Origin of the sequence: Pseudomonas sp. 22189 (assembly GCF_052045635.1) — a bacterium.
Classification (GTDB): domain Bacteria; phylum Pseudomonadota; class Gammaproteobacteria; order Pseudomonadales; family Pseudomonadaceae; genus Aquipseudomonas; species Aquipseudomonas parakoreensis.
In genome coordinates this window covers 293,593-319,178 of record NZ_JBQEPG010000005.1, presented here as the reverse complement: position 1 = coordinate 319,178, position 25,586 = coordinate 293,593, and the positions used below count along the sequence as shown (strand labels likewise).

General features: G+C 61.6%; 20 protein-coding genes. 4 read left to right on the top strand and 16 right to left on the bottom strand.

Annotated elements, in window-relative coordinates; all coding sequences use genetic code 11:
- Window positions 1-74: 74 nt before the first annotated feature.
- The gene (locus ACTJKS_RS07720) at window positions 75-293 is read right to left on the bottom strand and encodes a CcoQ/FixQ family Cbb3-type cytochrome c oxidase assembly chaperone (RefSeq protein WP_108182584.1); all 219 of its coding nucleotides are present in this window, start codon (window positions 291-293) and stop codon (window positions 75-77) included.
- 18 nt (window positions 294-311) lie between these two features.
- Window positions 312-1,739 carry a cytochrome-c oxidase, cbb3-type subunit I gene (gene ccoN, locus ACTJKS_RS07715; RefSeq protein WP_027613751.1) on the bottom strand — a complete coding sequence of 476 codons (1,428 nt, stop codon included), beginning with the start codon at window positions 1,737-1,739 and terminating at the stop codon, window positions 312-314.
- A gap of 344 nt (window positions 1,740-2,083) precedes the next feature.
- Between ccoN and ACTJKS_RS07710 the strand changes: the two genes are divergently transcribed.
- The 3 genes from ACTJKS_RS07710 (at window position 2,084) to ACTJKS_RS07700 (ending at window position 5,413) form a co-directional block, all read left to right on the top strand.
- On the top strand, window positions 2,084-3,757 hold the full coding sequence (locus tag ACTJKS_RS07710) for a nitrite/sulfite reductase (RefSeq protein WP_108182585.1): 1,674 nt from the start codon (window positions 2,084-2,086) through the stop codon (window positions 3,755-3,757).
- Window positions 3,754-4,233 carry a DUF934 domain-containing protein gene (locus ACTJKS_RS07705; RefSeq protein WP_108182586.1) on the top strand — a complete coding sequence of 160 codons (480 nt, stop codon included), beginning with the start codon at window positions 3,754-3,756 and terminating at the stop codon, window positions 4,231-4,233. The genes ACTJKS_RS07710 and ACTJKS_RS07705 overlap by 4 nt, the downstream gene beginning before the upstream one ends.
- Window positions 4,234-4,438: 205 nt before the next feature.
- A complete protein-coding gene (locus ACTJKS_RS07700) occupies window positions 4,439-5,413 on the top strand; it encodes a hypothetical protein (protein ID WP_108182587.1) in 975 nt (324 codons plus the stop codon).
- 100 nt (window positions 5,414-5,513) lie between these two features.
- On the opposite strand, the gene ACTJKS_RS07695 is transcribed toward ACTJKS_RS07700, so the two are convergent.
- Window positions 5,514-7,874 (bottom strand): tetratricopeptide repeat protein, encoded by a 2,361-nt coding sequence (locus tag ACTJKS_RS07695; RefSeq protein ID WP_262948344.1) that lies wholly within the window; start codon window positions 7,872-7,874, stop codon window positions 5,514-5,516.
- A gap of 213 nt (window positions 7,875-8,087) precedes the next feature.
- Here ACTJKS_RS07695 and ACTJKS_RS07690 point away from each other — a divergent pair, with 213 nt between their 5' ends.
- Window positions 8,088-8,762: a DUF3313 domain-containing protein gene (locus tag ACTJKS_RS07690; protein WP_041066938.1), complete on the top strand. Its 675-nt coding sequence runs from the start codon at window positions 8,088-8,090 to the stop codon at window positions 8,760-8,762.
- Between the two features lie 107 nt (window positions 8,763-8,869).
- Here the strand turns inward: ACTJKS_RS07690 and ACTJKS_RS07685 are convergent, their stop codons facing one another.
- The 13 genes from ACTJKS_RS07685 to ACTJKS_RS07625 form a co-directional block, all read right to left on the bottom strand.
- Entirely contained in the window at window positions 8,870-11,374 is a 2,505-nt protein-coding gene (locus ACTJKS_RS07685; RefSeq protein ID WP_440828811.1) for a fused MFS/spermidine synthase, read from the bottom strand.
- A gap of 201 nt (window positions 11,375-11,575) precedes the next feature.
- On the bottom strand, window positions 11,576-13,165 hold the full coding sequence (locus tag ACTJKS_RS07680) for an arylsulfatase (protein WP_041066944.1): 1,590 nt from the start codon (window positions 13,163-13,165) through the stop codon (window positions 11,576-11,578).
- 75 nt (window positions 13,166-13,240) lie between these two features.
- Window positions 13,241-14,263 (bottom strand): HAD family hydrolase, encoded by a 1,023-nt coding sequence (locus tag ACTJKS_RS07675; RefSeq protein WP_262948348.1) that lies wholly within the window; start codon window positions 14,261-14,263, stop codon window positions 13,241-13,243.
- Window positions 14,260-15,693: a hypothetical protein gene (locus ACTJKS_RS07670; RefSeq protein WP_262948350.1), complete on the bottom strand. Its 1,434-nt coding sequence runs from the start codon at window positions 15,691-15,693 to the stop codon at window positions 14,260-14,262. The genes ACTJKS_RS07675 and ACTJKS_RS07670 overlap by 4 nt, the downstream gene beginning before the upstream one ends.
- Window positions 15,690-17,270 carry a VWA domain-containing protein gene (locus ACTJKS_RS07665; protein WP_262948351.1) on the bottom strand — a complete coding sequence of 527 codons (1,581 nt, stop codon included), beginning with the start codon at window positions 17,268-17,270 and terminating at the stop codon, window positions 15,690-15,692. The genes ACTJKS_RS07670 and ACTJKS_RS07665 overlap by 4 nt, the downstream gene beginning before the upstream one ends.
- Window position 17,271: 1 nt before the next feature.
- On the bottom strand, window positions 17,272-18,264 hold the full coding sequence (locus ACTJKS_RS07660; RefSeq protein WP_041066956.1) for a vWA domain-containing protein: 993 nt from the start codon (window positions 18,262-18,264) through the stop codon (window positions 17,272-17,274).
- Window positions 18,251-18,853, bottom strand: a complete 603-nt coding sequence (locus ACTJKS_RS07655) for a DUF4381 domain-containing protein (protein ID WP_262948354.1) — start codon at window positions 18,851-18,853, stop codon at window positions 18,251-18,253. Before ACTJKS_RS07655 ends, ACTJKS_RS07660 begins: the two co-directional genes overlap by 14 nt.
- Complete coding sequence (locus ACTJKS_RS07650) at window positions 18,850-19,785, bottom strand: DUF58 domain-containing protein (protein ID WP_086791064.1); 936 nt, start codon at window positions 19,783-19,785, stop codon at window positions 18,850-18,852. Before ACTJKS_RS07650 ends, ACTJKS_RS07655 begins: the two co-directional genes overlap by 4 nt.
- A complete protein-coding gene (locus ACTJKS_RS07645) occupies window positions 19,782-20,762 on the bottom strand; it encodes an AAA family ATPase (RefSeq protein WP_262948355.1) in 981 nt (326 codons plus the stop codon). Before ACTJKS_RS07645 ends, ACTJKS_RS07650 begins: the two co-directional genes overlap by 4 nt.
- Window positions 20,763-20,784: 22 nt before the next feature.
- Complete coding sequence (locus ACTJKS_RS07640; RefSeq protein ID WP_262948357.1) at window positions 20,785-21,735, bottom strand: SphA family protein; 951 nt, start codon at window positions 21,733-21,735, stop codon at window positions 20,785-20,787.
- 12 nt (window positions 21,736-21,747) lie between these two features.
- Window positions 21,748-23,151: a DUF1254 domain-containing protein gene (locus ACTJKS_RS07635; RefSeq protein WP_108182596.1), complete on the bottom strand. Its 1,404-nt coding sequence runs from the start codon at window positions 23,149-23,151 to the stop codon at window positions 21,748-21,750.
- 13 nt (window positions 23,152-23,164) lie between these two features.
- Window positions 23,165-24,616 (bottom strand): DUF1254 domain-containing protein, encoded by a 1,452-nt coding sequence (locus tag ACTJKS_RS07630; protein WP_262948359.1) that lies wholly within the window; start codon window positions 24,614-24,616, stop codon window positions 23,165-23,167.
- A gap of 10 nt (window positions 24,617-24,626) precedes the next feature.
- Window positions 24,627-25,418, bottom strand: coding sequence for a hypothetical protein (locus ACTJKS_RS07625; RefSeq protein ID WP_108182597.1), 792 nt, complete (start codon window positions 25,416-25,418; stop codon window positions 24,627-24,629).
- Window positions 25,419-25,586: the final 168 nt, after the last annotated feature.

The window sequence follows — 25,586 nt, the reverse complement described above, 5'->3', positions numbered from 1 at the left end:
TCTTTTGATCTTGTTTTTAGAAAACCAAAATCAAAAGATCGCAGCCTTCGGCAGCTCCTACACGGGGCGGGGGATTACATGTCGAGGTTGATCCAGCCCGGTTTCGCCTCTTCCGGCGCCACCGCTTTCACGGTTTTGCCGGTGGCCAGTTCCACCCGCCGTGCCACCTCCGGATCATCGGCAAATGGCACCATGCTCGCATCGTCGAGGCTTTCCGCCGTCTGGTGGCGCAGGCAGTACTCCACCGCCAGCCACAGAAACACCACGCCCAGCACATTCAAGAAAATATCCATCCTCTTCAGCTCCCGGACTCAGGCGATCTGCGCCTGACTGCGCGCCAGCGCCACGTCGGCGACCCGCACCGTGCGCCAGACGTTGTAGGCCATCAGCAGCATGCCGCTGAGGAAGAACACCCCGCCAGCAAAGCGCACGATGAACCCCGGATGACTGGCCTGCAGCGCCTCGACAAACGAATAGGTCAGCGTGCCGTCCTCGTTGATCGCCCGCCACATCAGGCCCTGGGTGATGCCGTTGACCCACATTGAGGCGATGTACAGCACCGTACCAATGGTCGCCAGCCAGAAGTGCAGGTTGATCAGCGGCGTGCTGTACATCTGCTCGCGGCCAAAGACTTTCGGCACCATGTGATACGTCGCGCCGAAGGTGATCATCGCCACCCAGCCCAAGGCCCCGGCGTGAACATGGCCGATGGTCCAGTCGGTGTAGTGGGAGAGGGCGTTGACGGTTTTGATCGCCATCATCGGCCCTTCGAACGTCGACATGCCGTAGAACGCCAGCGATAGGACGAGGAAGCGCAAAATCGGATCGGTGCGCAACTTATGCCAGGCGCCCGACAAGGTCATCATGCCGTTGATCATCCCGCCCCAGCTCGGCGCCAGCAGGATCAGTGACATCGCCATGCCGAGGGACTGCGCCCAGTCCGGCAGCGCGGTGTAGTGCAAGTGGTGCGGGCCGGCCCAGATGTACAGGGTGATCAGCGCCCAGAAATGCACGATCGACAACCGGTACGAATACACCGGGCGATTAACCTGTTTCGGCACGAAGTAATACATCATTCCGAGAAAGCCCGTGGTCAGGAAGAACCCCACCGCGTTATGCCCGTACCACCACTGCACCATGGCATCGGTGGCCCCGGAATACACCGGATAGGACTTGAACCAGTCCACCGGGATCGACAGGTGATTGACCACGTGCAGCATGGCGATCACCAGAATGAACGCGCCAAAGAACCAGTTGCCGACGTAGATGTGTTTGGTCTTGCGCTGCACCACGGTGGTGAAAAACACGATGGCATACGCCACCCAGACCACCGCCATCCACACCGCGCCGGAGAATTCGATCTCGGCGTATTCCTTGGTGGTGGTGTAGCCCATTGGCAGGGTGATCAGCATGATCACGATCACCGATTGCCAGCCCCAGAACGTGAAGGCCGCGAGCTTGTCCGAATACAGCCGCACCTGGCAGGTGCGCTGCACCGCGTAGTAACTGGCGGCGAATTGCGCGCTGCCGGCGAAACCGAAAATCACCAGGCTGGTGTGCAATGGTCGCAAGCGGCCGAAGGTGGTCCAGGGCAGGTCGAGGTTCATGTCCGGCCATACCAGTTGCGAGGCGATCCATACCCCCATCGCCATGCCGACGACACCCCAGAACACCGTCGCGATAACGAATTGGCGGACGACCTTGTAGTTATAAGCCTGTCCGATTGTTGCTGTGCTCATGGTCAATTCTTCCACGGTTGCAAAGTCTTGCCAGGCCACCCTGGTCTGGCACGAGCTGCACTGTAGGAATACCGCCAGAAACAAAACAGGCTCAGGAATCTTTCATTTATACGGATCAGATTGGAGTGCTGACTGCGGCGTTCTGCCGCGCCCTGATACGGTTTTTATCGTTTCAGGTGAATCTGTTGTGTGCTGCGCTGCTCGTCCATAGTGCCTTTACGAAAACTGTGGGAGCGAGCCTGCTCGCGAATGCGGTGTGTCAGCCAACAATGCAGTTGCCTGACACACCGCATTCGCGAGCAGGCTCGCTCCCACAGAATTAATTGATGAGGTGGGGCAGGCACATGTATCAATACGACGATTACGACCGCGCACTGGTGTTCGAGCGCGTCGCGCAGTTTCGCGATCAGGTCGAGCGCTTCATGGCCGGTGAATTGAGCGATGAGGAGTTCCTGCCGCTGCGCCTGCAAAACGGCCTGTACCTGCAAAAGCACGCGTACATGCTGCGGGTAGCGATCCCCTACGGCACCCTGAGTGCCGAACAGATGCGCACACTGGCAAGCATCGCCGCCGATTACGATCGCGGTTACGGCCACTTCACCACGCGGCAGAACCTGCAGTTCAACTGGATCGAACTGGCGCAGGTGCCGGACATCCTTGAACGTCTGGCGCAGGTCAACATGCATGCGATCCAGACCTCCGGCAACTGCGTGCGCAACATCACCACCGAAGCCTTCGCCGGGGTCGCGGCGGACGAGCTGATCGACCCGCGCCCGCTGGCAGAAATCCTCCGGCAATGGTCGACGATCAACCCGGAATTTCTCTTCCTGCCACGCAAGTTCAAGATCGCCATTTGCTCGGCGAAGCAGGATCGTGCGGCGATCATGATGCATGACATCGGCCTGTATCTTTATCCGGGGCGCGACGGGCAAATGCTGTTGCGAGTGATCGTCGGTGGCGGGTTGGGGCGCACGCCGATTCTCGGTGTGCAGATCCGCGAAGGTTTGCCGTGGCAGCATCTGCTGTCCTACGTCGAGGCGATCCTGCGGGTCTACAACCGCCATGGCCGGCGCGACAACAAGTACAAGGCGCGGATCAAGATTCTGGTCAAGGCGCTGGGCATCGAGGCGTTCGCCAAAGAGGTCGAGGAAGAATGGCAACACCTCAAGGACGGCCCGGCGCAGTTGACCGAGGCTGAATACGCGCGGGTCGCCAGTGCCTTCGTGCCTCCGATCTATCACACCCTGGCCGATACCGATCTGGACTTTGGCACGCGTCTGGCCGAAAGCCCGGCGTTCGCTCGCTGGGTCGCGCGTAACGTGCAGGCGCACAAGAAACCGGGTTACACCAGCGTGGTGCTGTCGACCAAGCCGGGTCTGAGCGCACCGCCGGGGGACGTCACCGGCCAGCAGATGCTGGCGGTGGCCGACTGGGCGGAGCGTTTCGGTTTTGGCGAGATTCGCATTGCCCATGAACAGAATATTGTCCTGCCCGATGTGCAGAAGTCTGATCTGTATGAACTCTGGCGACTGGCCTGCGAGCGCAATCTGGGCAGCGCCAACGTCGGCCTGCTGACCGACATCATCGCCTGCCCGGGCGGCGATTTCTGTGCGCTGGCCAACGCCAAGTCGATTCCGATTGCCCAAGCGATACAGGCGCGTTTCGCCAACCTCGATTACCTGCACGATCTGGGCGACATCAGCCTGAACATCTCCGGCTGCATGAACGCCTGCGGCCACCACCACATCGGCAATATCGGCATTCTCGGTGTCGATAAAAACGGCAGCGAGTGGTATCAGATCACCCTTGGCGGCGCGCAGGGCAAACACAGCGCATTGGGCAAAGTCATCGGTCCGTCCTTCAGCGCGGCTGAGGTGCCGCAGGTGATCGAGCGGATTATCGGCACCTTCGTGCGTTACCGCGAAAGCGAGGAGCTGTTTGTCGACACCGTGGCGCGCATTGGCCTGGAGCCGTTCAAGGAACGGATCTATCCGAAAATGCTGGAGGTCTCGGCATGAACAATCTGCTGCGGCTGGAGCAGGGTGTGGCGCGGTTGGTCGAGGATGATCCGTGGACGCTGATTCGCGAGCCGGAGCAGGACAGGTCGCAAGGATTGCTGATTCTGCCGCTGGCGCACTGGCTGCAATCGCCATCGACCCACGCGGTGTGGCTGGGGCCGGACGACGACGTTGAAAGCGTGGTGCCGTGGCTGGCTTCGCTGCCGCTGATTGCCCTGGATTTCCCGAGCTTTCGCGATGGTCGCGCCTACAGTCAGGCGTATCTGCTGCGCAGCCGGTTTGGCTGGAGCGGCGAGTTGCGGGCGATTGGCGATGTGCTGCGTGATCAACTCAGCCATATGCGTCAGTGCGGATTCGACAGCTTCGCAGTGCGCGAGGACAAGTCGGCCGAAGATGCCCTGAAAGGACTGGCCGGCATGAGCGTGCTGTACGGCCGCTCGGTGATCGAGCCGCGCCCGCTATTCCGCAGAAGGTAAATCCCGAGTCGGATGACCCTGTGGCGAGGGNCCACAACTGGGTGTGGTGGCCATAACAGGTGTCTGCCATTGCTCGTACAGGGGAAACCCTTACATCCCGCACCATTCCCGGATTTTCCCTTGGGTCGATGCTGGCCTTTTGGTAGAGTCGCCGTCGCCAGCGGGTTTTCGGCTGGACGACGGAACGAAGAAGGGAGTCTGGGTAGTGAGTGCGGGCAAAAAGATTTTGGGCCTCACGGCGTTGCTGTTGATGCTGACGCTGTGGGCCAGTTACTTCTATGTGTTCAAGGAAAACCGCGACGGCCAGTTGGGCGGCGCCGGTGAAAGCACCGCGTGGTGCGGCACGCCGCCGTCCACCGAAGCGGCGCTGCTGGGCAAGGATCAACTGACCCTGCGCGTCACCAACAACCTGCGCGGCGAGTTCATGCTCAGTGGCTCGCTGGTGGTCTCCGAACGCACCTTCAACCGCTACGATCTGGGCCGCAACGAACTGCGTCTGCGCCTCGAACCGTTGCAGTGGTCATATGGCGTCACGCCGATCTTCCTCGAACAGGTCAAGGTCCAGCCGCTGAGTCGCAACCTCGCCTCACCGACCAAAAGCGCCTACGCCGAGCTTGAGCCACGGCCAATCGGCGTGCAGGGCCAGGTCACCGACTTTCCGTTCGACACCTATCGCTACGGCTACAAACCGGTGCTGTATTACCTCAAGGGCAGCGAGCGCATCGACCTGCGCTTCAAGAACATCACCACGCTGATGGACCTGTCCAACACCTTCACCCCGATTCAGAAATACAACCGAGTCGAGTACATCAACGAGAAAAATTCGATGATCCGTGACGAGGACTACAAGGCCTACGGTCCGCACGAGTGCGCGTTCAGCGTCGAGCGCAAAGGCTCGTTCAAGGTTGTGGTGCTGTTGTTGCTGCTGGTGCTGTGCCTGCCGCTGCTGCACGTGTTCTATCGCGACGAACCGGGGATCGACTTCCTCGCTACGCTGGTGGCGATTGCCGTAGTGCGCGTGCTGCTGGTGGGGCCGGTGCAGGACTTCCAGCTGTACAACATCGACTTCCTGTTTGGCGCAGCGATTCTGCTGGTGGGCTCGGTGTCGCTGATCAAGGCGATGCGCGCCAACAGCCGCCGGGAGATGGCGTTGAAGAGCGGGGCGACATCCTCCTGGTGACACAGGCCTGAACATGACCCTGTAGGAGCTGCCGCAGGCTGCGATCTTTTAAAAGCAACATCAANAAGATCGCAGCCTGCGGCAGCTCCTACAGGGCGCTTTATTTCAGCGCCGGATCGCCCATGTTCATCTTCTTCCACCCCTGCAACAGCACCTGGGCCTTCGGCTCCTGGCCGTTCTCCAGGTAGTACTGGATCAGCGACAGCCGGGCATTGCGGTTCGCCGGCTGGACTTTGAGCAGACGCTCCAGCTCGTCACACGCCTCGGTCACCTTGCCACTGTCGTGCAACGCCACCGCCAGCACGTAACCGTACTGCGGGTTCTGCGGCTCCAGTTGTGCGGCTTTGTGCAGCGCGGTCATGGCTTCGGCAGTCTTGCCGGCGCGGATCAATGACAGGCCACGGGTGTGCTGCAGCAATGCAGCGTCGGGGTGCGCCTTGAGGCCGTCGTCCAGCAGGGTCTGCGCTTCCTGAACCCGACCATTAGCCTCCAGCCATTGCACCAGCGTCACCAGCGCCGGGTAGAAATCCGGATCGCGTTTGAGTGCGGTGCGCAGCAACCCTTCGACCTCGGCAGCACGGCCACTGGCCTGATACAGCATTGCCAGGTTCAGGTTGGCCTCGGCCCGTTCCGCGAGACTGTTCTGCACCGCCTCATACTCGGCAATCGCCGCGTCCCAATGGGGCTGTGCGGCGCCGAGGCCGTTGTTGCGCGCCACGCTGAGCAGGTCCCGCGCCGCGACGATGCGCACGGCTTTCACCGGATCGCTGAGCAGCGGTGTCAGCAACGAGGCGCGCTCGGCGGGCGGCAGGAAGGCACTGATGGCGCGCACCGCGCTTTCGCGAACCTGCGGCGCTGGATCTTTCAGATTCTGAGTCGCCAGTTTCAAAGCCTGATCACTCGGATACAGCGGCAGTTCGGCCAGCAACGTTGCCCGCTGAATCGCCGGCAGATCGCTGCGCTGCAATTGCTCATACAGAGCGTTTGCTGCACCGGGCTGGCCGTTGCGAATCAGCCACAGGCTCTCGTCATAGCGCGGTGCCTGCGGTGTCGCTGCGGAGGCGTTCCACACCTTGAATTGCGCGGTGACCTTGTCACCGGCCTTGCCTTGGTGGCAGCTCAGACACGCATCGGGCGTACCGAGTTTTTGCGCGCGTTCCGGGTTGGGGATGCTGAAGCTGTGGTCATGGCGCCAGTCGTTGCCCATGTAGAACTTGCCGGGCATGTGGCAATCCACGCACTGCGAGCCGGGCTGGCCCGGGGTGTGGCGGGTGTGTTCGATGGAGTCGTAGTTCTTCGCCTGCAGGCCCTTGCCATCGACACCTTCGACCGAGGTCTTGCCACCCGTGTTGTGACATTGCAGACACACCGCGTTGCCCGGCGCCTTGAGTTCGCTGCTGTGCGGGTTGTGGCAATTGCTGCAGCGCACCCCTTTGTCGAACATTTTGCTCTGCAGGAACGAGCCGTGCTCGAACACCTCATCCTTGATCTTGCCATCCAGCGCATACAATTCGCGGGTCAGGGTGCTGGGCAGGTAGTCGTCCATCAAGCGCTTGCCGACGGTGTAGCCATCACCCAACGGCGCACGGCGCGCATGGCAGCGGGCACAGGTTTCGATTTCGACGGTAGCATTCTTGTCCTTGAGGTCGACGGCAAAACCCTTGTGGATCAGGTCATCTTTTTTTTGCGTCCACTCCAGGTGATTCGAGGCCGGGCCGTGGCAAGCCTGACAGCCGACCCCGAGGCTGTTCCACTGGCTGTTGAACGTGTTGCTGGCCGCATCGAAATTGCGCTTGAAGCCAGTGGTGTGGCATTCGACGCACATGAAATTGGCGTTCTGGCTGGGCTTGCTCCAGTGCAGCGGATTCTTGAAGTTCACGCCCTGACCGGGATAGAGGTGAAACCAGCGGTGTTTCTCGGTATCCCACGCCACACCGAGCGCCTGCAAACGGCCTTCGCCGACGTCGATCAGGTATTGCTGCAACGGTGCAATGCCGAAGGTGAAGGCGACTTTGAAGTCAGCGTTCTTGCCATCGATACCCGGCGTATTGACCTGGAACTGGTCGTCTTTGCGGGAGAACCGGGTGGTCTCGTTTTCGGCCCTGAAGGTGACGTTGTTGAAGTCGCCAAGCACGGTGTCGGCATTCGCTGGCTGCATCGCCAATTGGTGATGCGAGCCTTGCCAGTCCTTGACCTGTTCGGTGTGGCAGCCCTGGCATTGTTGCTCATCGACCATGCTGGCGGGCTTCTGTGCCACTGGTTGCGGTCTGGCGACGACAGGCGCCGCCGCGCTGATCGGCGGGGCCGTGTATGGCGCGGGCGCAGTGCTGAACAGAAACCAGCCAATGCCCGCCACAGCGGCCAGCAGCACGCCAATAGTGAGAGGGAACAGAAAACGCGAAAGGGACGGTCGGGACGAATCAGGTTCAGGCGGTGCGACTTTATTTTTATGCTTGGGCATTACGACTTCCGTGGTCAGATGCATTGGCCTGCTGGCATGCGTTCAAGCTTGATGCAGCTTTGCCGGATGCCCGGCGTCTGTCAAACGTCAGTTGTGACGCGGCGCCCGGTGTTGTGTGAATTTTCTGGTTTTCAGCGCAATTGCCGCGGTTTTAGCTATACCTGTAACTCCCCCCAACGCAATACATTCAGGCCTTCTGACAGGAGTTACAGCATGAAGCTAGCAGTAATGATGGGCACCCTCTGCATTGCCACCCTTGGCGTGGTGGGTTGCTCCAGCAAAACCGTCGCTCCCGATGAGTATTCCGGCTTTCTCAAGGACTACAGCCAGCTCAAGGAGGCCAAATCGCCGTCCGGTGCCGAGGTGATGCGCTGGATCGATCCGAAGGTGGATATCAGCAAGTTCACCAGCGTGTACATCGAGCCGACCCAGCTCTATCCAAAGCCGCAACCGACCGCGAAGATTTCCCAACAGACCCTCAACGGCATCACCTCCTATTACGATCAGGCGCTCAAGCGTGAAATCAGCAAGGATCTGCCGTTGGCCAACGGCCCTGGCCCAGGCGTGATTGTGGTGCGTGCGGCCATCACTGCTGTGAGCAGCAAGACCGAAGGCCTGCACGCTTATGAAGTGATCCCGGTGGCGTTGGTGGCAGCAGCCGTCAGCACTGCCAGCGGTATCCGCGATCAGGAAACCACGCTGGCCACCGAAGCGGTGTTCCTCGACGGTGCGAGCAACAAGGTCGTGGCGCAGGTGGTGCGCAAAGGCACCGGCAAACCGTTGGAAAACGACACGCAAGCCATGAAGGCCACTGACGTCAAACCGGTGATTGATGGCTGGGCCAATGACATGCACCAGATGTATCTGAAGCTCAAGGCCAGTAAATAACCCGGGGCCCCTGCAGGAGCTGCCGCAGGCTGCGATCTTTTGACTTTGATTTTTTAAAAACAAGATCAAAAGATCGCAGCCTTCGGCAGCTCCTACAGGGGGCAGCGTTACTGCCCGGTAAACCAGCGGAAGTACGGGTTGCCGCCATCCCCGCGCATCACCTCACGCATATCTCGTCCCCACGCATCCCGATCCCCGTCATACGCATGCAGGCTGGCGCGGTAGAACTGCATCAGGCGCTGACGGTGTGTCTCCAGTCGCTCAGTGAACCCGGCATCGGCATTCACCAATGTTGGTGGCTGATACAAGTCCAGCAGTGCCGGCAACACCCGAGTGATTTCCTTGCTGCGCACCCACGGCGCGTATTCGATCCGGGGCTGATCGTCCGTGACCGCCGGAGCATTGGCTGCGAAACGTTCAAGGCCTGCGCGGTCGGTGACCCACGTCGCGAGCAGCGCGGCCGCCGAGCCAATCCCGACATCCTGCAAAGTGCTGCGCACGCTGGCCTGCTGGAAACGCTCGGTGATTTTCGCCGCGTCCAGTTGCATCGGCTGCAGCGAACCGACCAGCAGCATCTCGTGGAACTCACTGGTCCACAGCGAGGCATACGGGAACACGTCGAGGAAGCTGCGTACCAGTGCGCGCGAGTCGTCGATGTTCTGGGTCGGCAACGGTAACCACTGCGCGACGATGCCGTGTTGCTCCAGCCGACTGGCCGCCAACTGATAGAAGTCTCGCGAGTACAGATTGACCACGCGGGCTGCCGACGGCGGTGGCGGTTCGAGGGTGATCAGGTCGTAGGTCTGCGGGCTGCGCAGCAGTTCCTGGCGACCGTCGCGAAGGCGCACATCGACGCCCGGATCGCTGGCGGCGTTGAAGTTGCCGTTGAACAGGGGCGCCGCCTTGACCACCGACGGTAACAACTCGGCAACCACCCGATGTTCCAGGCCCGGATAGCGCAGCAGGGCGCCGGCGGTGATCCCGGTGCCGAAACCGATCACCAGTGTCGAACGTGGCTCGCCGTTGTGGATCAGCAACGGCAGCAGGGCCTGGATGCGCATGTAGCGCAGCGACGGCATGGCATCGCCGGTGTTCGACACACCTTGAATGTACAGGCGGTGGAAGGTGTTTTCACCACGGCCCTGAGCGACCACCGCCACGGTGCCGCCTCGGCCTTCCTCGTAGAACGCCAGCGTGCCGTTGCGCGCACCGGGCAGCAGACGGGCAAGTTTGTCCACCGGAGTCAGCACGGCGAGTGCTATCGACACGAGCCCCAGCGCGACTACCGCTTGACGCCGGCCTTTTTTGACGTGATGGCCCTTGCGTACGGCCACGTAGCCGATGCCGGCCGCGATGATTGCCAGCAGGCCTAGCGTACGCACCAGCCCCAGCAGCGGAATCAGCAGAAAACCGCAGAGCATCACGCCGACGATCCCGCCCAGCGTATTGAACGCGACCACGGCACCGACATCGCGCCCGACGCGTTCACGTCCCACGCTCAAGCGCAGTGCCAGCGGAAACGCCGCGCCGAGCAACAGCGTCGGGACGAACACGATGCTCAGTGCCGCCACTGCAAAACGTGCGCTCATGCCGGCCAGTTCGCTCGCGCCGAACGTCAGCACCCAGTACTCGGCCTGACTTTGCGCCAACACCAGCCAACGCCCGAGCACAGCAATTTCCAGCAAAGCGATGAGCCCGGCACCGGCAATCAGCAGACCGAACACGCCCCACGGATCGCGAATGCGCTCGACGCGACGAGCGAGCAGAGTGCTGCCGATGAACAGTCCGGTCAGGTACGTGGCGAGCACCACGGCAAACGCGTAGGTGCGAGTACTCATGAACTGCACGATCGACTGCGACCAGACCACCTCATAACCCAGCGCCACGCCGCCTGCGATGGCGTATAACCACAGGGCGGTGCGGTCTGCGGCTTTCCCGGTGTGAGGTTTGACGGGGGCTGCAACTGGCGTCGGACGCTGACGTTGCAGCCACAGCGCAGCGGTTGCCGCCAGCAGGTTGAGCATCGCCGCAAACAGCGCACTGCCGCGCACGCCGAGGGTGGCGATCAACACGAATGCGGCGAGCAAGGTGCCGACAATTGCGCCGAGGGTGTTGGCCGCATACAGCTGACCGCCGGCCTTGCCCGGGTCAGCCGCCAGCGAGCGCACCAGCACCGGCAGTGTGCCGCCCATCAACACCGCCGGAATCCCCACTAGCGCGAATGGCAATAGCCAGGCCAGCAGGCCGACATGGCTTTGCAACCAGGCAAACGGGCTCGCCGCCAGGCTCATCGCAACCGTGGCGCCAACGCCAAGAATCGCCACCAGCACTTCCAGTCCGGCATAGAGCAGCACCGGTTGCTGAAAGCGATCAGCCCAGCGCCCGAACAGCCAGCCGCCAATGGCCAGCCCGGCGAAAAAGGCGCTGATGCCGGTGGTGATGGCGTAGACCTCGACGCCGACCACCAGCGACAACTGCTTGATCCATAGCACCTGATACACCAGCGCGGCGGCGCCGGAGGTGCACAACAGCAGGGCAGGGATCAGCAGCGCCGGGGTGGCGGCTCGGGCGGTGGGTATGGCCGACGGCTTGCTGGCGATACGTGAGGACATGCGGGGGGGGGGCCTTGTTCAAATCACACAATATCTGTGACGGTACGGGCCTCATCGCTGGCAAGCNATCTTCAGTGAACACTCATGTTGTGGTCGACAGAAATACCTGTGGGAGCTGGCTTGCCAGCGATTGGGGCCGGCACGGTCTCAGGTGAAAATCAGGGCCGCCTGCCGCTGAGGGCGGGCGGCAGTTCAACGGTCTTACTGTGCAGCCGGAGCCGCTTTGATTTTTTCTGCGATCTTGGCGTCAACCGCAGCACGGATCTGGTCGATGCTGAAGCTGGCCGGTTTCTGGCTTGGCGGGTACTCGATGAAGGTCTGCAGGAACTTCGCAGACTTGGTCACCGCTACGCCGGCCAGATAGACGTTCTTGGTGTTCCAGTCATAGAACTGGTCAGACACCACATCCGCCCGCTCATACGGATCCATCCGCAGGTTGAGGATTTTCGGCACGCGCAGGCACACGAACGGCTCGCTCCAGACCCGGAAACCGCCCGGCTGGCGCTGTTCGCAGAACACCACTTTCCAGTTGTCGAAGCGCATCGAGACCAGCATGCCGTCGTCGTTGAAGTAGTAGAACTCGTTGCGCTCGCCTTTGGGCTGCTGGCCGGTCAGGTAGGGCAACTGGTTGTAGCCGTCCAGATGCACTTTGAAGCTGGTACCACCGGAAGTCGGCGCCCAGCCCTTGAGCAGTTTGTCTTTCACGTCGGCATCGCCGGCAGCAGCGAGCAGGGTCGGGAACCAGTCCATCCCCGAGAACATCTCGTTGGAGACTTCGCCGGCCTTGATCTTGCCGGGCCAGCGGACAATCGCCGGTACCCGGTACGCGCCTTCCCAGTTGGAGTTCTTCTCGTTGCGGAACGGCGTGGTCGCCGCGTCCGGCCAGGAGAACTGGTTCGGGCCGTTGTCGGTGGTGTAGACCACGATCGTGTTGTCGGCGATTTTCAGGTCATCGATGGTTTTCAGCAGTTTGCCGACATCGGCATCGTGCTCGAGCATGCCGTCCGCATATTCGTTGCCGGGCATGCCGCTCTGGCCCTTCATCGAATCACGTACATGGGTGAACACGTGCATGCGCGTGGTGTTCATCCAGACGAAGAACGGCTTGTCGGCCTTGGCCTGTTTCTCGATGAACGCTTGCGCGGCGGCAGTGGTTTCGTCGTCGATGGTTTCCATGCGCTTGGTGGTCAAGGCGCCGGTGTCTTCGATCTTGCCGTCGGCGAAGCTGTGGATCACCCCTCGCGGGGTATTGGCCTTGACGAATTCGGCATCGTCCTTGGGCCAGTACGGACGCTCTGGCTCTTCCTCGGCGTTGAGGTGATACAGGTTACCGAAGAACTCGTCGAAACCGTGGTTGGTCGGCAGGTACTCATCGCGGTCACCCAGGTGGTTCTTGCCGAACTGCCCGGTGGCATAACCCAGACCCTTGAGCGCCTGGGCGATGGTGATGTCGCGTTTTTGCAGGCCGACCGGAGCGCCGGGAATCCCGACCTTCGACAGACCTGTACGCAGTGGCGTCTGGCCGGTGATGAACGACGATCGTCCGGCGGTGCAGCTGTTCTCCGCGTAGTAGTCGGTGAACATCATGCCTTCTTTGGCAATCCGGTCGATGTTCGGGGTCTTGTAGCCAACCACGCCCATGGAATAGGCGCTGATATTGGTCTGGCCGATATCGTCGCCGAAGATCACCAGAATGTTGGGTTTCTCAGCCGCTGTGGCGGTTGCCGACAGCGCCATCACCGAGGTTGCCACCAGGGCGAGTTTCGGTAGCCACTTGCGTATGCGAGTCATCTGACTTGCTCCTTTTGCGCGGGGGTGTCGCTTGCTGCGACTTACGTTTACTGCAGTCCTGCGTCACGCTTTTTCTTATTGCACCTGCCCGGTTGCCGGTGGATCGTACGGGTAGATCCGGCGCCATTCGGTCGCCATGTCGACCACGGTCCAGCCACGGGAATTTGCTTCGTCGAGGGCTTTGTCGAGCCGCCCGATATCGGATTTTCGGTCATAGGCCCACTCGCGTCTGGCGTCGGTGTGGTGCACCAGCCCTATGAAGCGTTTGCCGGGGCCAGCGGCGGTCCACTGCAGCATTTGCAGGTCGCCGTCGGAATTGCCGAACGCGAGAATCGGGCGTTTGCCGATCACCGCATCAATGCTCTCCGGTTTGCCCGGGCCATCGTCGTTGTGCGCCAGTTTTGGCGTGCGCAGGATCGAGGCCTGGCCGTCCTTGAACTGGAACGCGGTGACGAACGTGGTGCCGATCACCTGTTCCGGCGGAATGCCGTAGACCTTTTCGGCGAAGGTGCGCATGAAGCCGGTGTCGCCGCCGGAAACAATGTAGGTCTTGAAGTCCTGGCTGCGCAGGTAGTCGAGCATTTCCAGCATCGGCTGGAAGATCATTTCGGTGTAGGGCTTGCCGGTCTTCGGATGCCGCGCCTGACTCAGCCAGGTCTTGGCGTAATCGTCGAAAGCCTCGGTGGTCATGCCGGTGTGGGTGGCACCGAAGATCTTGATAATCCCGTCCATGCCGGCGGCAGCGAGTGCCTTGTGGTCATTTTCCAGCACCGCTTTGAATGGCTGAGTGGTTTTCCATTCCGGATGCTGTGACGCATTGCGCTTGACCTCGTCGAGGGCGAACAGCAACTCGAAATACATCGGCTGCTCGCTCCACAGGGTGCCGTCGTTGTCGAACACCGCGATACGCTCGGCGGGTTGGACGAAGTCCTTGCTGCTCTGGTCGGTAACCGCCTGCACGAACGCGATGATGTTGTTTTTCGCGGGTCCGTCATTCCATGACGGCAAAGGTTCGCTGGCCTGGGCCAGCAATGGCAATGCCAGCGCAAACAACAATGCCAGGCTGAAACGTTGACGGTGCGGCGGCGGGGTGGTCATGGGAATTCCCTTTCCTGAACAGGGTTGAGCGGGCGCAGGGCCGACGCCGGTTTGTGCGGCTGTTGTTCGACCTGACTGTGAAGCGTAGTCAACGATTGGCGCAGTTGAACAAGTGTTTGTTCAGTCTGCGGATCACGCCCGTAAAGTCCGCGCAACAGGCCCTGCAAGCGCGGGCCGGCGTTCACCAGACGCAGCCCGAGGCGACTGCGGCGCAGCCACAGATACACCGCGCTCAATTGCGTCGGATGAGCTTGCAGTTGCGGGTTGATCTGTTGCCAGGCGAAGTCCGCCGATTGCTCCCAGGCCAGTTGCCGCGCGTGCTTGCGTACCTGCCATTGGCGCCGGGCGCGCAACAGGGCAGGACGCAGCCAATAACCGACGCCAGTGCACACGGCGAGTAGCGCCAGCCACAGCAGCCAGCGTGTGGAAAAGTGCGGGTTGTTACGGCCGAGCTGCTGGAGATCGTCGGTGATCGAAAACACCGGTTTGTAGGCGCTGTCGGCTGCGGCTTCGAAGGTCACGGCGGGCACTTGCGCAATGCGGCTCTGCTGCGTTTTGACGTCCCACCATTTCACCGCGATGTCCGGCAGGGTGTAGGCGCCAGCCTTGTCGATGCGGTAGGTGACAGCGTCGATCCGCTGACCACCGAGCACGTTGCCGCGGCCGTCATCCAGACGGCTGACTCGTGGGGTCTGCGGATAACGACTCAGACCGTCTACCTCGCCCAGTGGCAGAATCGGCAGCGCCATCGCCAGTGCGCCATCGGCCTGCAGGGTCAGTTGGCGGGTCACGCTGTCGCCGGTTTTCAACGGGGTTGCCGAGTTGACCAGGCTTTGGCTCAGGCGCACATCGCTGGCCACCAATGGCGTTTCTCCGGGTTTGAAGCCTGGCGGCTGGGCGGCACTGAAGTGCAAGGGTTGGCTGTGTGCATTGATTGCATTGCTGGCCTGACCCGGTGTCGCAGAGACCGTCAACGGCGGGATGTCGAAGCGGCGGGCGACATTCGGGGTGATCAGGTAGCTGTAGCGCAAGCCGCTGAAGGATTGTCCGTCGATCGTCTGATTCAGGTGCTGGGCGCGGCCATCGGGCGGCGTCACCAAGGCGCCGTCGAGTTTCAGTTCGGGCAGGCTCGCGGCGCTGGTGAACCAGGTGTCGGTGAGCACGTCGACTTGCAGCTCTACCAGTCCGCCGACCATCACGCCTTCGGCGGGTTGCAGGTGGGCGTGGATTTTCAGTTGGGGTTCGGCGGCAGAGGCATTCAGGCTGAGCAAGCTGGTTATGAGCAAGGTGCAGATTTTTTTGCCGGCAGATCTGGCCTCATCGCTGGCAAGCCAGCTCCCACAGGGAGTATCTGTGTTATCGCCAATCGAGTTAACAGCGCAAAACCTTGTGGGAGCTGACTTGCCAGCGATGAAGCCAACCCGGTTCATGGCTTGGTCCCCGACTGATCCTGCAAACTGAACTTCTGCCTGAGAAACTTCGCCGGCGAGGTGCTCAGGTTCTGCAGCCACAACGCGTCGGACGCTGCCTGCTCGGTCTCGACTTTTTTGCTCTGACCCTTGCCCGGCGCCTTGTCGAATTTCACTTCATCCGGTTTGGTCTCGGGGGCATTTTTTTCGGCGCTGTCGGTGTCCTTGAGCAACGCCTGCGCCAGCGCCAGATTGGCCGTGGCCTCGGGAAATTGCGGTTGTCTTTGCAGGGCCTGGGTGTAAGCGGCAATCGCCTGATCGAACTTGAAACGCCGCACGTAAATGTTGCCCAGATAAAACCATGCTTGCGCTGTGTCCAGGTGGGCAAAGGTCACCAGCGCGAGGTCGTAGTCCGCCGCGTGATAGGCCGCCACGCCTTTCCAGTACGGATCGACAAACAGCGCCGCCGCTTGCGGCCAATGCTCATGTTCGGCGGCCCAGCGCCCTTGCTGATCGCGGGTGAAGAATGCATCGGTCAGTGCATTGGCCTTGGCTGGCGCGGCGGGCCAGCCAAGGCTTGTGGCCAACAGCAGCGCCGGCACCCAGTTGACGCTCCAGCCCTTGCGCACACCGAGCAGTGCCAACAATAGAAGGGGCCAGCACAACCAGTAACCGGCGTCCTTCCAGTGCAATTGCTGTTGTTCGGCGCTGGCACTCTGGAAGTGTTGTTGCGCGTGCAACTCGATCCAGTCCAGATCATCGTCGTCGAGGGTGAGGCTGCCCAGCGGCGCGTCAAGGGCGGCGGCCAGTTGCTTGAGCGCCGCCATATCGAAGCGGCCGACTACCGGGCGCCCGTTGCTGTCGACTTTCGGCTGTCCGCCGGCTCCCTGAATCATGCCGCCGTCCTCATTGCCGACCGCAAGTACCAGCACCTGCAACTGGCTGTTATCGAGTTGTTTGTCGAGGCCATCGAATTGCGCGGTGTCGGCACCGTCGGTAATCAGCAGCAGGCTGCCCGGGGTTTTCTCGGCGCGGAGCAGGCGTTTGGCCTGCTCGATGACCGCGCTGACGTCCTTGCCGGGTTTGTCGATGAGGCCAGTGCCCAGCGCCTGAATGAAGGTGTCGAGCAACGCCGGATCGTCGGTCGGCGGCAACACCAGATGCGCGCTGCCGGCATAGGCGATCAGCGCGGTGCGGGCGCCGGCGCGACGCTGAATCAGGTCGTGCAGTTTGTGCTTGGCCGCTTCCAGCCGCGTCGGCTGAACGTCGTTGGCGTCCATCGACGGCGACAGGTCCATGGCGACGATCAGCGGCGCACGATTCTCCAGAAAGTCCGGGCGATCCTGCTCCCAGGTCGGCCCGGCGGCGGCAAAGGCGCCGATGAGCAGCATCGCGCATAGCCAGTGCACCGGGCGCAGGTGCTGCAGATCCTTTGGCGTGACCAGCAGATGCGGCAGCAAATGTTCGGCGATGTTGTTGCGTAGCCGGCGCTGCAGGTCGCGGCTGCGGCGCCAGAGCAGCGGCAGCAGTGCGGCGAACAGCGCGAGCAGCAACCACAGCGGGCGCAGGAAGTGGAAATCACCGAGATTGATCTCCATCTCAGGCCTCCTGCCGCTGGCGGGCAAGCGCCAAGCGCGGGCGCAGCAGGGCGCCGAGGTGATACAGCGCCAACAATCCCAGTGCCGCACCCAACGGCCAGTGGAACAACTCGCGTTGCGGCTGATGACTGAGGGTTTTCACCTGATGCGGCGTGAGGCGGTCGAGGGTGGTGTAGACCTGATCCAGCGCTGCGCGGTCTTCGGCGCGGAAAAACTGCCCGCCTGTGGTCTGGGCGATCTGTTGCAGCCCGCGCAGATTGACCTGCGCCTCGCCGGAAGCCGTCGGGTCGCCGATGCCGATGGTGTGAATGACCACGCCCTTGTTGGCGGCCATTTCGGCGGCGTGGTCAGGAGTGATCGCACTGTTGGTGTCGTTGCCGTCGGTGAGCAGGATCAGCACTTTCTGCTCCTCGTCGGCCTGGTCGAGCAGCTTCAGGCTCAAGCCGATGGCGTCACCGATGGCAGTGTTCGGCCCGGCCATGCCGATGCCGGTATCGGCCAGCAACAGCGACAGGCTGGCGTGATCAAGGGTCAGCGGCGCCTGCGGATAGGCGCCGCTGCCGAACACGATCAGGCCGATGCGGTCGTCCTTGCGCTTGTCGATGAACCCTTGCACCACCTGTTTGACGGCGGCGAGACGATTGATGGTCTGGCCGTCGGCATTGCTGAAATCTTCGGTTTCCATCGATTGCGAGATGTCGATGGCGAGCATCAGGTCGCGCACCGGTTGCTGGCGCTCGATGGGTTTTTCAACGAACACCGGGCGCGCAGCGGCGAGCAGGATCAACATCCACACCAACAGATTCAGCAACCGCTGCCAGGGGTTCTGACGATTGCCGACCCGGCTCGGCGCTTCCCCGACGGCGCGGCTCATGGCGCCGAAAAACGGCACCCGCACGGCGCTGCGGGCTTCCTGATACGCCGGCAGATAACGCAAGGTCAGCCACGGCAGCGGCAACAGCAGCAACAACCACGGGTAATCAAGCTGCCACATGGTGCTGCTCCATCCAGTATTGACAGGTGTCGAACAGCGCCTCGCGCTGTTCGGCGGGGAGGGCGCGCAGGGTGGTGTCGGGGGCGTAAGCGAGTTGGGCGAGTTGTTCGCTGAAATTGGCCGGTAGAGGTTTTTTACTGTGTTGCTGCAGAAAGGCCTGCCAATCCGATCTTCCCAACGCCGCAGGACCCTGTGGGAGCTGGCTTGCCAGCGATGGCGTCGTGTCAGTCAGCTCGGATGTTGCAGGAGATGGCCTCATCGCTGGCAAGCCAGCTCCCACCGTTATTGTGTTCCACCAGCGAGCCTCCGGTAGGGGCATCGAGAGCGCCACGCGCTTGAGCAACTCGGGCAGCTCGCGCAGGGCATTCAGATCATCACTGCGCACACGCAACTGCGCCAGCCGCACCAACGCTTCGCGCCGATATTGATCCCGTCGCCATTGCCAATAACGCCGCACGCCAACCACCAGTGCCAGCACAACCAACAGCCCCAGCAACAGCCACCAGCCCCAGGTCTGCGGCGCATAACTCACCGGCGCCGGCAGGCTCAGCTCCTTGAGCTGGCTGATGTCGGGGATATTCGGGTTCATCGCCGTGGGCCGGCAGACTTGCCAAGCTCGGCGCGCAATTGCGCGTGGGCCTCTTCGGCGGTGCTGAACATCATCAGCGGCACCTGACTGCGGCGCAGCAGGGTGGCGACGTCCTTAAGGCGGCCACCGAGATAATCACCCAACGGCTGATGCACACTGCGTTTCTCGACAGCCAGTTCCACCTGCAATTGGCCTTGGGTGACCAGCAGCCGGCCATCACTCGGCAGCTTCAAGGCCAGTGGATCGTAGACTTGCAGGGCAATCACGTCGTTATGCGCGCGCAGTTGCCGCATCAACTGCAAGGTACGTTCACCCGCCCCGGCGAAGTCGCTGACGATGCAGATCAAATGGTCGTGACCGGCCAGCGCCAGGCAACGCTGCAAGGCCTTGTCCAGTTGGTCTTCGTCTTCGGCATCGGGATTGGACGCGTTCAGCGCCTGATTCTGTTGCACCACGCGGCTGAGCAAGGCTTCGACCCGTTTGCGGCTGCGTAGCGGTGCAATGCTGTCGATGCGTTGATCGTTGAACACCAGACCGCCGACCCGGTCACCAGCGTTGAACACCATCCACGCCGCCAGTGCGCCGAGTTCAGCGGCGAGGGCAGATTTGAAACTGCGTTGCGAGCCGAAGAACATCGACATGCGCTGATCGACCACGATCAATGCCGGGCGATCGCGCTCTTCAGTAAAAGTGCGTACCACCGGTTTGCCGGTGCGCAGCGAAGCGCGCCAGTCGAGGTGACGTAAATCATCACCGGGCTGGTAGCGGCGCAGCTCATCGAAGTTCAAGCCACGGCCGCGCAAGCGCGAAGCATGGTTGCCAGCAAGAATGCTGCCCTGGGGCTGGCGCGCCAGAAAACTCAGGTCACGGGCCTTGAATTCCAGCGCCATCAATTGCGCCAGAGAAACGTAGACCAGGCCCTCCGTGTTCATGCCGGGATTGCTACTTTATCCAGCAAACGGTCGAGCACCTGATCGGCCGTCACGCCATCCGCGACTGCGTCGTAGCTCAATTGCAGGCGATGGCGCAGCACCGGGTGCACCACCGCGCGCACGTTGTCCGGCGAGACGAAATCCTGGCCCTGCAACCACGCGTCGGCCCGCGCGCAACGATCCAGGCCGATGCCGCCACGGGGACTGGCACCGAGGCTGATCCAGCGTCCGAGGTCTTCGTCGTAATCGGTCGGGTGGCGAGTGGCGTTGATCAAGTCGATCAGATAGCGGTCGATGGCCGGTGATACGTGCACCGCGCTGACCTCCTTGCGCGCGGCGAAAATCACTTCCTGTGACAGGCTGAAGCCCTTGCCCGGCGCGGTGTTCGCGCCCTGGGCAAACTCTTCGGCGCGCAACAGGCGCAGCACCTGGCTTTCGTTGTCGGCGCTGGGGTAATCCAGTAGCACCTTCATCAGGAACCGGTCCATCTGCGCTTCCGGCAACGGATAAGTGCCTTCCTGCTCGATCGGATTTTGTGTGGCGACCACAATGAACAGCTCCGGCAGCAAATGGCTGGTGCCGGCCACGGTAATCTGCCGTTCTTCCATGGCTTCCAGCAGCGCCGCCTGGACCTTGGCCGGGGCGCGGTTGATCTCGTCGGCGAGGATCAGATTGCCGAACAGCGGGCCGGGCTGGAAGCGGATCTCGTTTTGCCCGGCGACCTGATGCAGCACTTCGGCGCCGGTGATGTCCGAGGGCAGCAAGTCGGGGGTGAACTGGATGCGGCTCATCTTCGCGTCCAGATGGGTGGCCAGCGCCCTGACCGTGCGCGTCTTGGCCAGCCCCGGCAGGCTTTCCAGCAGCAAATGCCCGTTGGCCAGCAGGCCAAGGAGGATCTGCCGAATGACCTGATCCTGGCCGAGTATGGCTTCAGCGATGCTCGCTTGCAGGGCGTTGAGGTCGGTGAGTGCGGTCATGGGACAGTCCTTGGTGGCCGGTCTAGAAAAACGCCAGGGTCATGTTGACGGCAATGCCGTTGCCTTCAGGGCGGTTCTTGGTGTCGAACTCCGGCACCCAGCGCGCACTGATGTTGGCTTGGGCATCGGCGAATTTGCCGCTCCAGGCCACCACCGGCCCGGCGCCGACGGAGCGTCCACGGAAGCCATTGAGGCTGTCGGCGGTCTGGCCCTTGTCGTCGGTGACCTGCTGGATATAGCCGGCCGCGAGACCTGCGCTCCAGCCACTGCCGAAGCCGTGAGTCCACAAGGCATCGAGAGTGAAGATGTTGCCGTTGCGATAATCGGTGGCAGTGTTTTCGGTGTAGAACTCCAGGCCACTGGACAGGGTGAACTCGCCCCCCTTGCCGTCCAGATGGGTGAAGGCCACGGTGGGCATGAACGTGTAATTGTTCTGCCCCGGGTTGGCCAGGCGATTGTCGTTGTAGGCGCCGGTCGGCACGTAGATCGGCAGGGAGAACGCGATGTGATTCAGTTCGTCGAAGTGGTAGCCGGCGGCAATCGGGGTGACCAGCGCGTCGGCGAACTGGGTGCCGGAATCGCTGGTGCCGAGGGTGCGCCCGCGCGGGCCGGTGATCGCCGCGTCAATGTCGGTGTACTGCAGTGGAACACCGATTGCCGAGGCGAAGTTCCAGGGACCTTTGCCGGTGTCCCAGATGTGGGTCAGGTTGGTCATGGTGTAGGAGACTTTCATGTCGATCCCGGCACTGACTTCACCGGAAATCGGCGCACCGCGGCTGCCCTTGAGCGAGCCGTCGTACCAGATGCTGGTGACCGAGACCACCCAGCCCGGTTCGGGCGGGATGATCCCGGCGTTGGAAAACACCTGTTGCCCGGTGATCGGCCGGCCTACACCACCTTCGGCTGCATAGAGTTGAGGACTGCCGATCATGCACAGCGCCAGCAGCGGACGCACTACGTAAGGCTTGACCATCACTGGCTCCGTTTATTGTTTTGAATTGACCGGGTCGAGCTGCGGCATTTTCCACTCGCCGCTGGCCACTTCCGGTTTCGGCAGGTACAGGCGCAACACGCCGTAGAACGGCCCGTTCGGTGCCGGCAGCCAGTTGGCCTGCTTGTCCTTGCCGGGATTGGCGTGCTGCACGTAAAGGGTCAATCCGCCGTCGGCGTCGAGCGTCAAGTCGGGCAGCATTCGCGAGTTGATCAGGTAGCGATTGAGCGGGTTGGCCACCAGCAATTTGCTCTTGCCGTCATACATAGTCAGCGACCAGAAGGCGTCGGCCGGGGGCAGGGCGCCCTTGGCGAAATGCAGGGTGTAGTCGTGTTTCGCTGCGTCGGCCGGCTGGCCGTCCTTGTCGACGAAATAACCGATGTAGTTCGCCTCTTCGGCGGAGTTGCCAAAGATGCCCATGTTGGCGCCGGCGTAGCGATACAGGTAATTGCCCTTGAGGTGATCACGGGTGCCAAACAAGTCACCGCTGCTGAGTTCGTGCGTGTCGACCTTGTCTTTCTTGAACGCGGCGAATTCAGCCTTGGCGTCACTGATGCCGTCTTCGAGAGCCTTGCGTTGCTCGGCGCTGAGCTGTTTCAGGTCGAATGGCTGACCGGCACCGATGCCGATTTTGGCAAAGCGTGCGAGCAGGTCTTTTTCAACGTCCTGCGGCGGGGTGAAGGCGAGCATGAAGTTCAGGTAGCGGAACAGCTCCGGGGTTTCGCTCATGGTCGGCGTCGGTTTCGGCCAACTGATTTTCGGTGCCGGCGCCGGGGCTTTCTGTTTTACGTAGTGGCTCAGCGGTTCGACCTTGTAGCCTTTCTGGATCTGCTTGACCTTGCCCAGATCTTTTTCATCGAACAGCTGCGTGCGGTACAGCGCGTAGGCGATGTTGCTTTCGCTGCGCACCAGGCGGTCGATGTTGATCGGTTGCTGACCCTGCCAGTCAGGCCCGGCGATCATGAAATGACCACCATTGTTGCCGGTGCTGCGGGTGCCCAGGTAAGCGAAGTTCTGCGTATAGGCGTCGATCAGTTGCACCGAGTAGTAACGGTGCTCTTCGATCGGCGGCAAGGTCAGGATCAATGGCTCGCTGCGCAGGTCCATCCAGACGAACGAGTAGGGCGTGTCGGCGTTCGGCGTGACGAACGCGGTGTCCTTGGCGGTGAAGGCCTTGGCGGTGTTGCCGATCTGGTTGAACGGTGCTTTGAAGTTCGGGCTCTTGCGGTCCACGGCCTGGGTGTACAGGGTCTTGTACATTTCCACTACCGGGAAGCCATACAAGTAGGCGTCCTTGGCGATGCCTCGGGCTTCTTCGGGGCTGGCGCTGAAATCGGCCCAAGCGCTGCTGCTCAGGGCGAGGGTCAGACCGGTCAGCCATAGATTGCGTGTGTTCATGCGGCGTCCTTATTCATTGCACGACCGTGATGTCGTCGAGTTTCCAGCTCTTGTCGAAATAGGCTTCGGTCGGCGCGTACAGGCGGAAGTAGCTGAACCAGTGCTTGCCGGGCACGGTTTGCACCCAGTTGTTCTCGAAGCCTTTGGGTGCGCTTGGGCCGAAGTACAGGTCCACCGAGCCGTCGGCGTTTTTCTTCAGATCCTGGCGCGAGGACAGGTCGGCCTTGCGCTGCGGATTGTCGATCAGGCAACGGCTGTCGATGTCGTACACGGTCATCGACCAGAACTGCTTGGCCGGCGGGTTGGCGCCCACGTGCAGGCGATAGGTCTTGCCGCCGTCGAGCCAGTCACCCTTGGCATCGGTGTAGGCGCCAAGGTAGGTCTGGCCGAGCCCCGGGGTTTTGGAGACCATGCCTTTGGTGTTGGTCACCGCTTCATAGAACCAGGCGCTGCGTTCCCACAACTGGTCGTAATAGGCCACGCGTTGCGACGGTTCGGCGATGTTCAGCACCGTATCCCAATGCCGGTCGGGCCAGTACTGCGCGTCAGGAAAGCGCTTGGCAAACGTGTTGGCCTTGGCGATCAGCTCACCGACCTGCGCGCCGGACTCCAGGGCCTGACGCTGCTGAGTGTTGGGGTTGAAGGGTTTGTCCTTCTCGATGCCGAGACTGGCGAGCATCGCCATGTAGAAGCGATCACGTTCATTGACCGGCTCTTTCTGGATGATCTGGTGCAGCCGCTGCCAGTAAGCGATGCCGCGTGGCTGGGTACCCGACCACTTTTTACCGTCAGGCGACAGCAGGCGGGTCTTGCTCGGCTCGGCACGTTTGGCGTACGGGTACATCTTGAATTTTTCTACCAGCGCCTTGCCCTTGGCCGGATCCGGATCCAGCACCCGGAAGCCCACGAGCACGTTCATGGTTTCCGATTTGGCCAGGTAATACTTGTCGGCGTCGGCGGGTGGTTCCGCGCCCGGTGGCAGCACCAGGTATTGGCCACCCTGGCCTTTGTCCGGGCCGGTCTGGCCCATGTCGATGATCGCCCGCTGCCAGAAATCGCCAATGCCGCCGGCGGTCGGTCCCGGTGGCAGTTCAATCACCAGCGGCCCGGTTTCGCTGAGGTCGACGAAGCCGAGAATGTACGGCGTGGTGGCGTTGGCGGTGATCACGCCGAGTTTGTCTTCGTAGCTGTTGAGCACCATCAGATCGCCGCTGCGCGCGCCAAGCTTGTCGCGAAACTCTTCCTGCCACTGCGCGTAGGACACCAGTGGCAAGGCCCACAGGTAACTCTGGGTCGCCTGCTGGAAATCCAGCTCGGCGTAGAGTTTGGCAATCGACTCATGGGCCGGCAGTTCGCCCTCCATGGCGATCTTGCCGATACGGGTGTCGAGCTCCTGAGCACCGACGCCGCAGCTGGCGAACAGGGTCATCAGGCTGAAACCGGCTGCGCGTAAAGCGATGTGCATGGCGATGTCCTTATTTTCCGAATGTCACGTTGATCCCGGCAAACAGGGTGAACTGCGGCACACCGTCGCCTTTACGCTCGACGGTCCACTGCGGTTCGAGGAAGGCGTTGAGTATGTTGCTGCCGGACTTCCAGACCTTGCCTGCACCCAGGCCGATCGGGATGTAGTGAGTGTTGTTCTTCAGGTCGAACGTCCAGGTGCCGGTAGAGCGCAGGTACCAGCCCTTGTTGAGGTTATGAATGATGAACGGCTGCAGGGTTGCGGTTTCGACATGCGCGCGGTCGTGGTCGCCGGCAAACGAGCTCTGGTACTGCACCAGCGCACCGAGCAAGCCGCGCGGCGACGAATCGATCGCTACCGCCGCGAGGCCGGCCTGCCATTTGCCCGTGCCCAATTCATCTTCGGCAGCGGTCGGTGCGGTTATTTGCGGGCCGATGCCCAACTGCACGCCGTCGGTCTTGAGCAGGAAGATGTCGAACAGATTGAGATCGCCGATGCCGGTGCTGTAGCCGCCGTGCGGATCGGGTCGGGTGCTGATCGGCATCGTTGCGCGCAGCAGTTGCGGTACGCCGATGAAATCGTTGGGCGCAATCGGCAAAGTGCCGCGCAGCAGAGCGTCGTTGGTGTGCAGGTTGCTGTCGAACAGCTTCGGGGTGTAGTAATCCTGCAGGTTGGCGCCGGGCGCCAGGTTCAGCGGGTTGTTGCTTTTGTTGGCCTCTTCGGCGTTATTCGCCAAGGCACAAACTGCAGGCGCCAGCGAACTCGCCAGCAGCAAGGCGTGAATCCCCAATTTTTTTGACATGGTCCCCGTTTCCCTGGTGGCTACTGCATGGACGTCCCGGCGCCTCTCGGCCGTTGGACGTATTTCCTTTTTTATCAAGCCTGTAGGACACGTCTGAATGACGCTAGCAGCTAATCGGGAGTTAGCCAGTCGAAGGGATTAATTCTTTGGTTTTGTCTACAGAGTCAA

Coding starts and splice junctions, on each gene's coding strand:
- ACTJKS_RS07720 (WP_108182584.1), bottom strand. CDS start 293: ATGGATATTTTCTTGAATGTGCTGGGCGTGGTGTTTCTGTGGCTGGCG.
- ccoN (WP_027613751.1), bottom strand. CDS start 1,739: ATGAGCACAGCAACAATCGGACAGGCTTATAACTACAAGGTCGTCCGC.
- ACTJKS_RS07710 (WP_108182585.1), top strand. CDS start 2,084: ATGTATCAATACGACGATTACGACCGCGCACTGGTGTTCGAGCGCGTC.
- ACTJKS_RS07705 (WP_108182586.1), top strand. CDS start 3,754: ATGAACAATCTGCTGCGGCTGGAGCAGGGTGTGGCGCGGTTGGTCGAG.
- ACTJKS_RS07695 (WP_262948344.1), bottom strand. CDS start 7,874: ATGCCCAAGCATAAAAATAAAGTCGCACCGCCTGAACCTGATTCGTCC.
- ACTJKS_RS07690 (WP_041066938.1), top strand. CDS start 8,088: ATGAAGCTAGCAGTAATGATGGGCACCCTCTGCATTGCCACCCTTGGC.
- ACTJKS_RS07685 (WP_440828811.1), bottom strand. CDS start 11,374: ATGTCCTCACGTATCGCCAGCAAGCCGTCGGCCATACCCACCGCCCGA.
- ACTJKS_RS07680 (WP_041066944.1), bottom strand. CDS start 13,165: ATGACTCGCATACGCAAGTGGCTACCGAAACTCGCCCTGGTGGCAACC.
- ACTJKS_RS07675 (WP_262948348.1), bottom strand. CDS start 14,263: ATGACCACCCCGCCGCCGCACCGTCAACGTTTCAGCCTGGCATTGTTG.
- ACTJKS_RS07670 (WP_262948350.1), bottom strand. CDS start 15,693: ATGAACCGGGTTGGCTTCATCGCTGGCAAGTCAGCTCCCACAAGGTTT.
- ACTJKS_RS07665 (WP_262948351.1), bottom strand. CDS start 17,270: ATGGAGATCAATCTCGGTGATTTCCACTTCCTGCGCCCGCTGTGGTTG.
- ACTJKS_RS07660 (WP_041066956.1), bottom strand. CDS start 18,264: ATGTGGCAGCTTGATTACCCGTGGTTGTTGCTGCTGTTGCCGCTGCCG.
- ACTJKS_RS07655 (WP_262948354.1), bottom strand. CDS start 18,853: ATGAACCCGAATATCCCCGACATCAGCCAGCTCAAGGAGCTGAGCCTG.
- ACTJKS_RS07650 (WP_086791064.1), bottom strand. CDS start 19,785: ATGAACACGGAGGGCCTGGTCTACGTTTCTCTGGCGCAATTGATGGCG.
- ACTJKS_RS07645 (WP_262948355.1), bottom strand. CDS start 20,762: ATGACCGCACTCACCGACCTCAACGCCCTGCAAGCGAGCATCGCTGAA.
- ACTJKS_RS07640 (WP_262948357.1), bottom strand. CDS start 21,735: ATGGTCAAGCCTTACGTAGTGCGTCCGCTGCTGGCGCTGTGCATGATC.
- ACTJKS_RS07635 (WP_108182596.1), bottom strand. CDS start 23,151: ATGAACACACGCAATCTATGGCTGACCGGTCTGACCCTCGCCCTGAGC.
- ACTJKS_RS07630 (WP_262948359.1), bottom strand. CDS start 24,616: ATGCACATCGCTTTACGCGCAGCCGGTTTCAGCCTGATGACCCTGTTC.
- ACTJKS_RS07625 (WP_108182597.1), bottom strand. CDS start 25,418: ATGTCAAAAAAATTGGGGATTCACGCCTTGCTGCTGGCGAGTTCGCTG.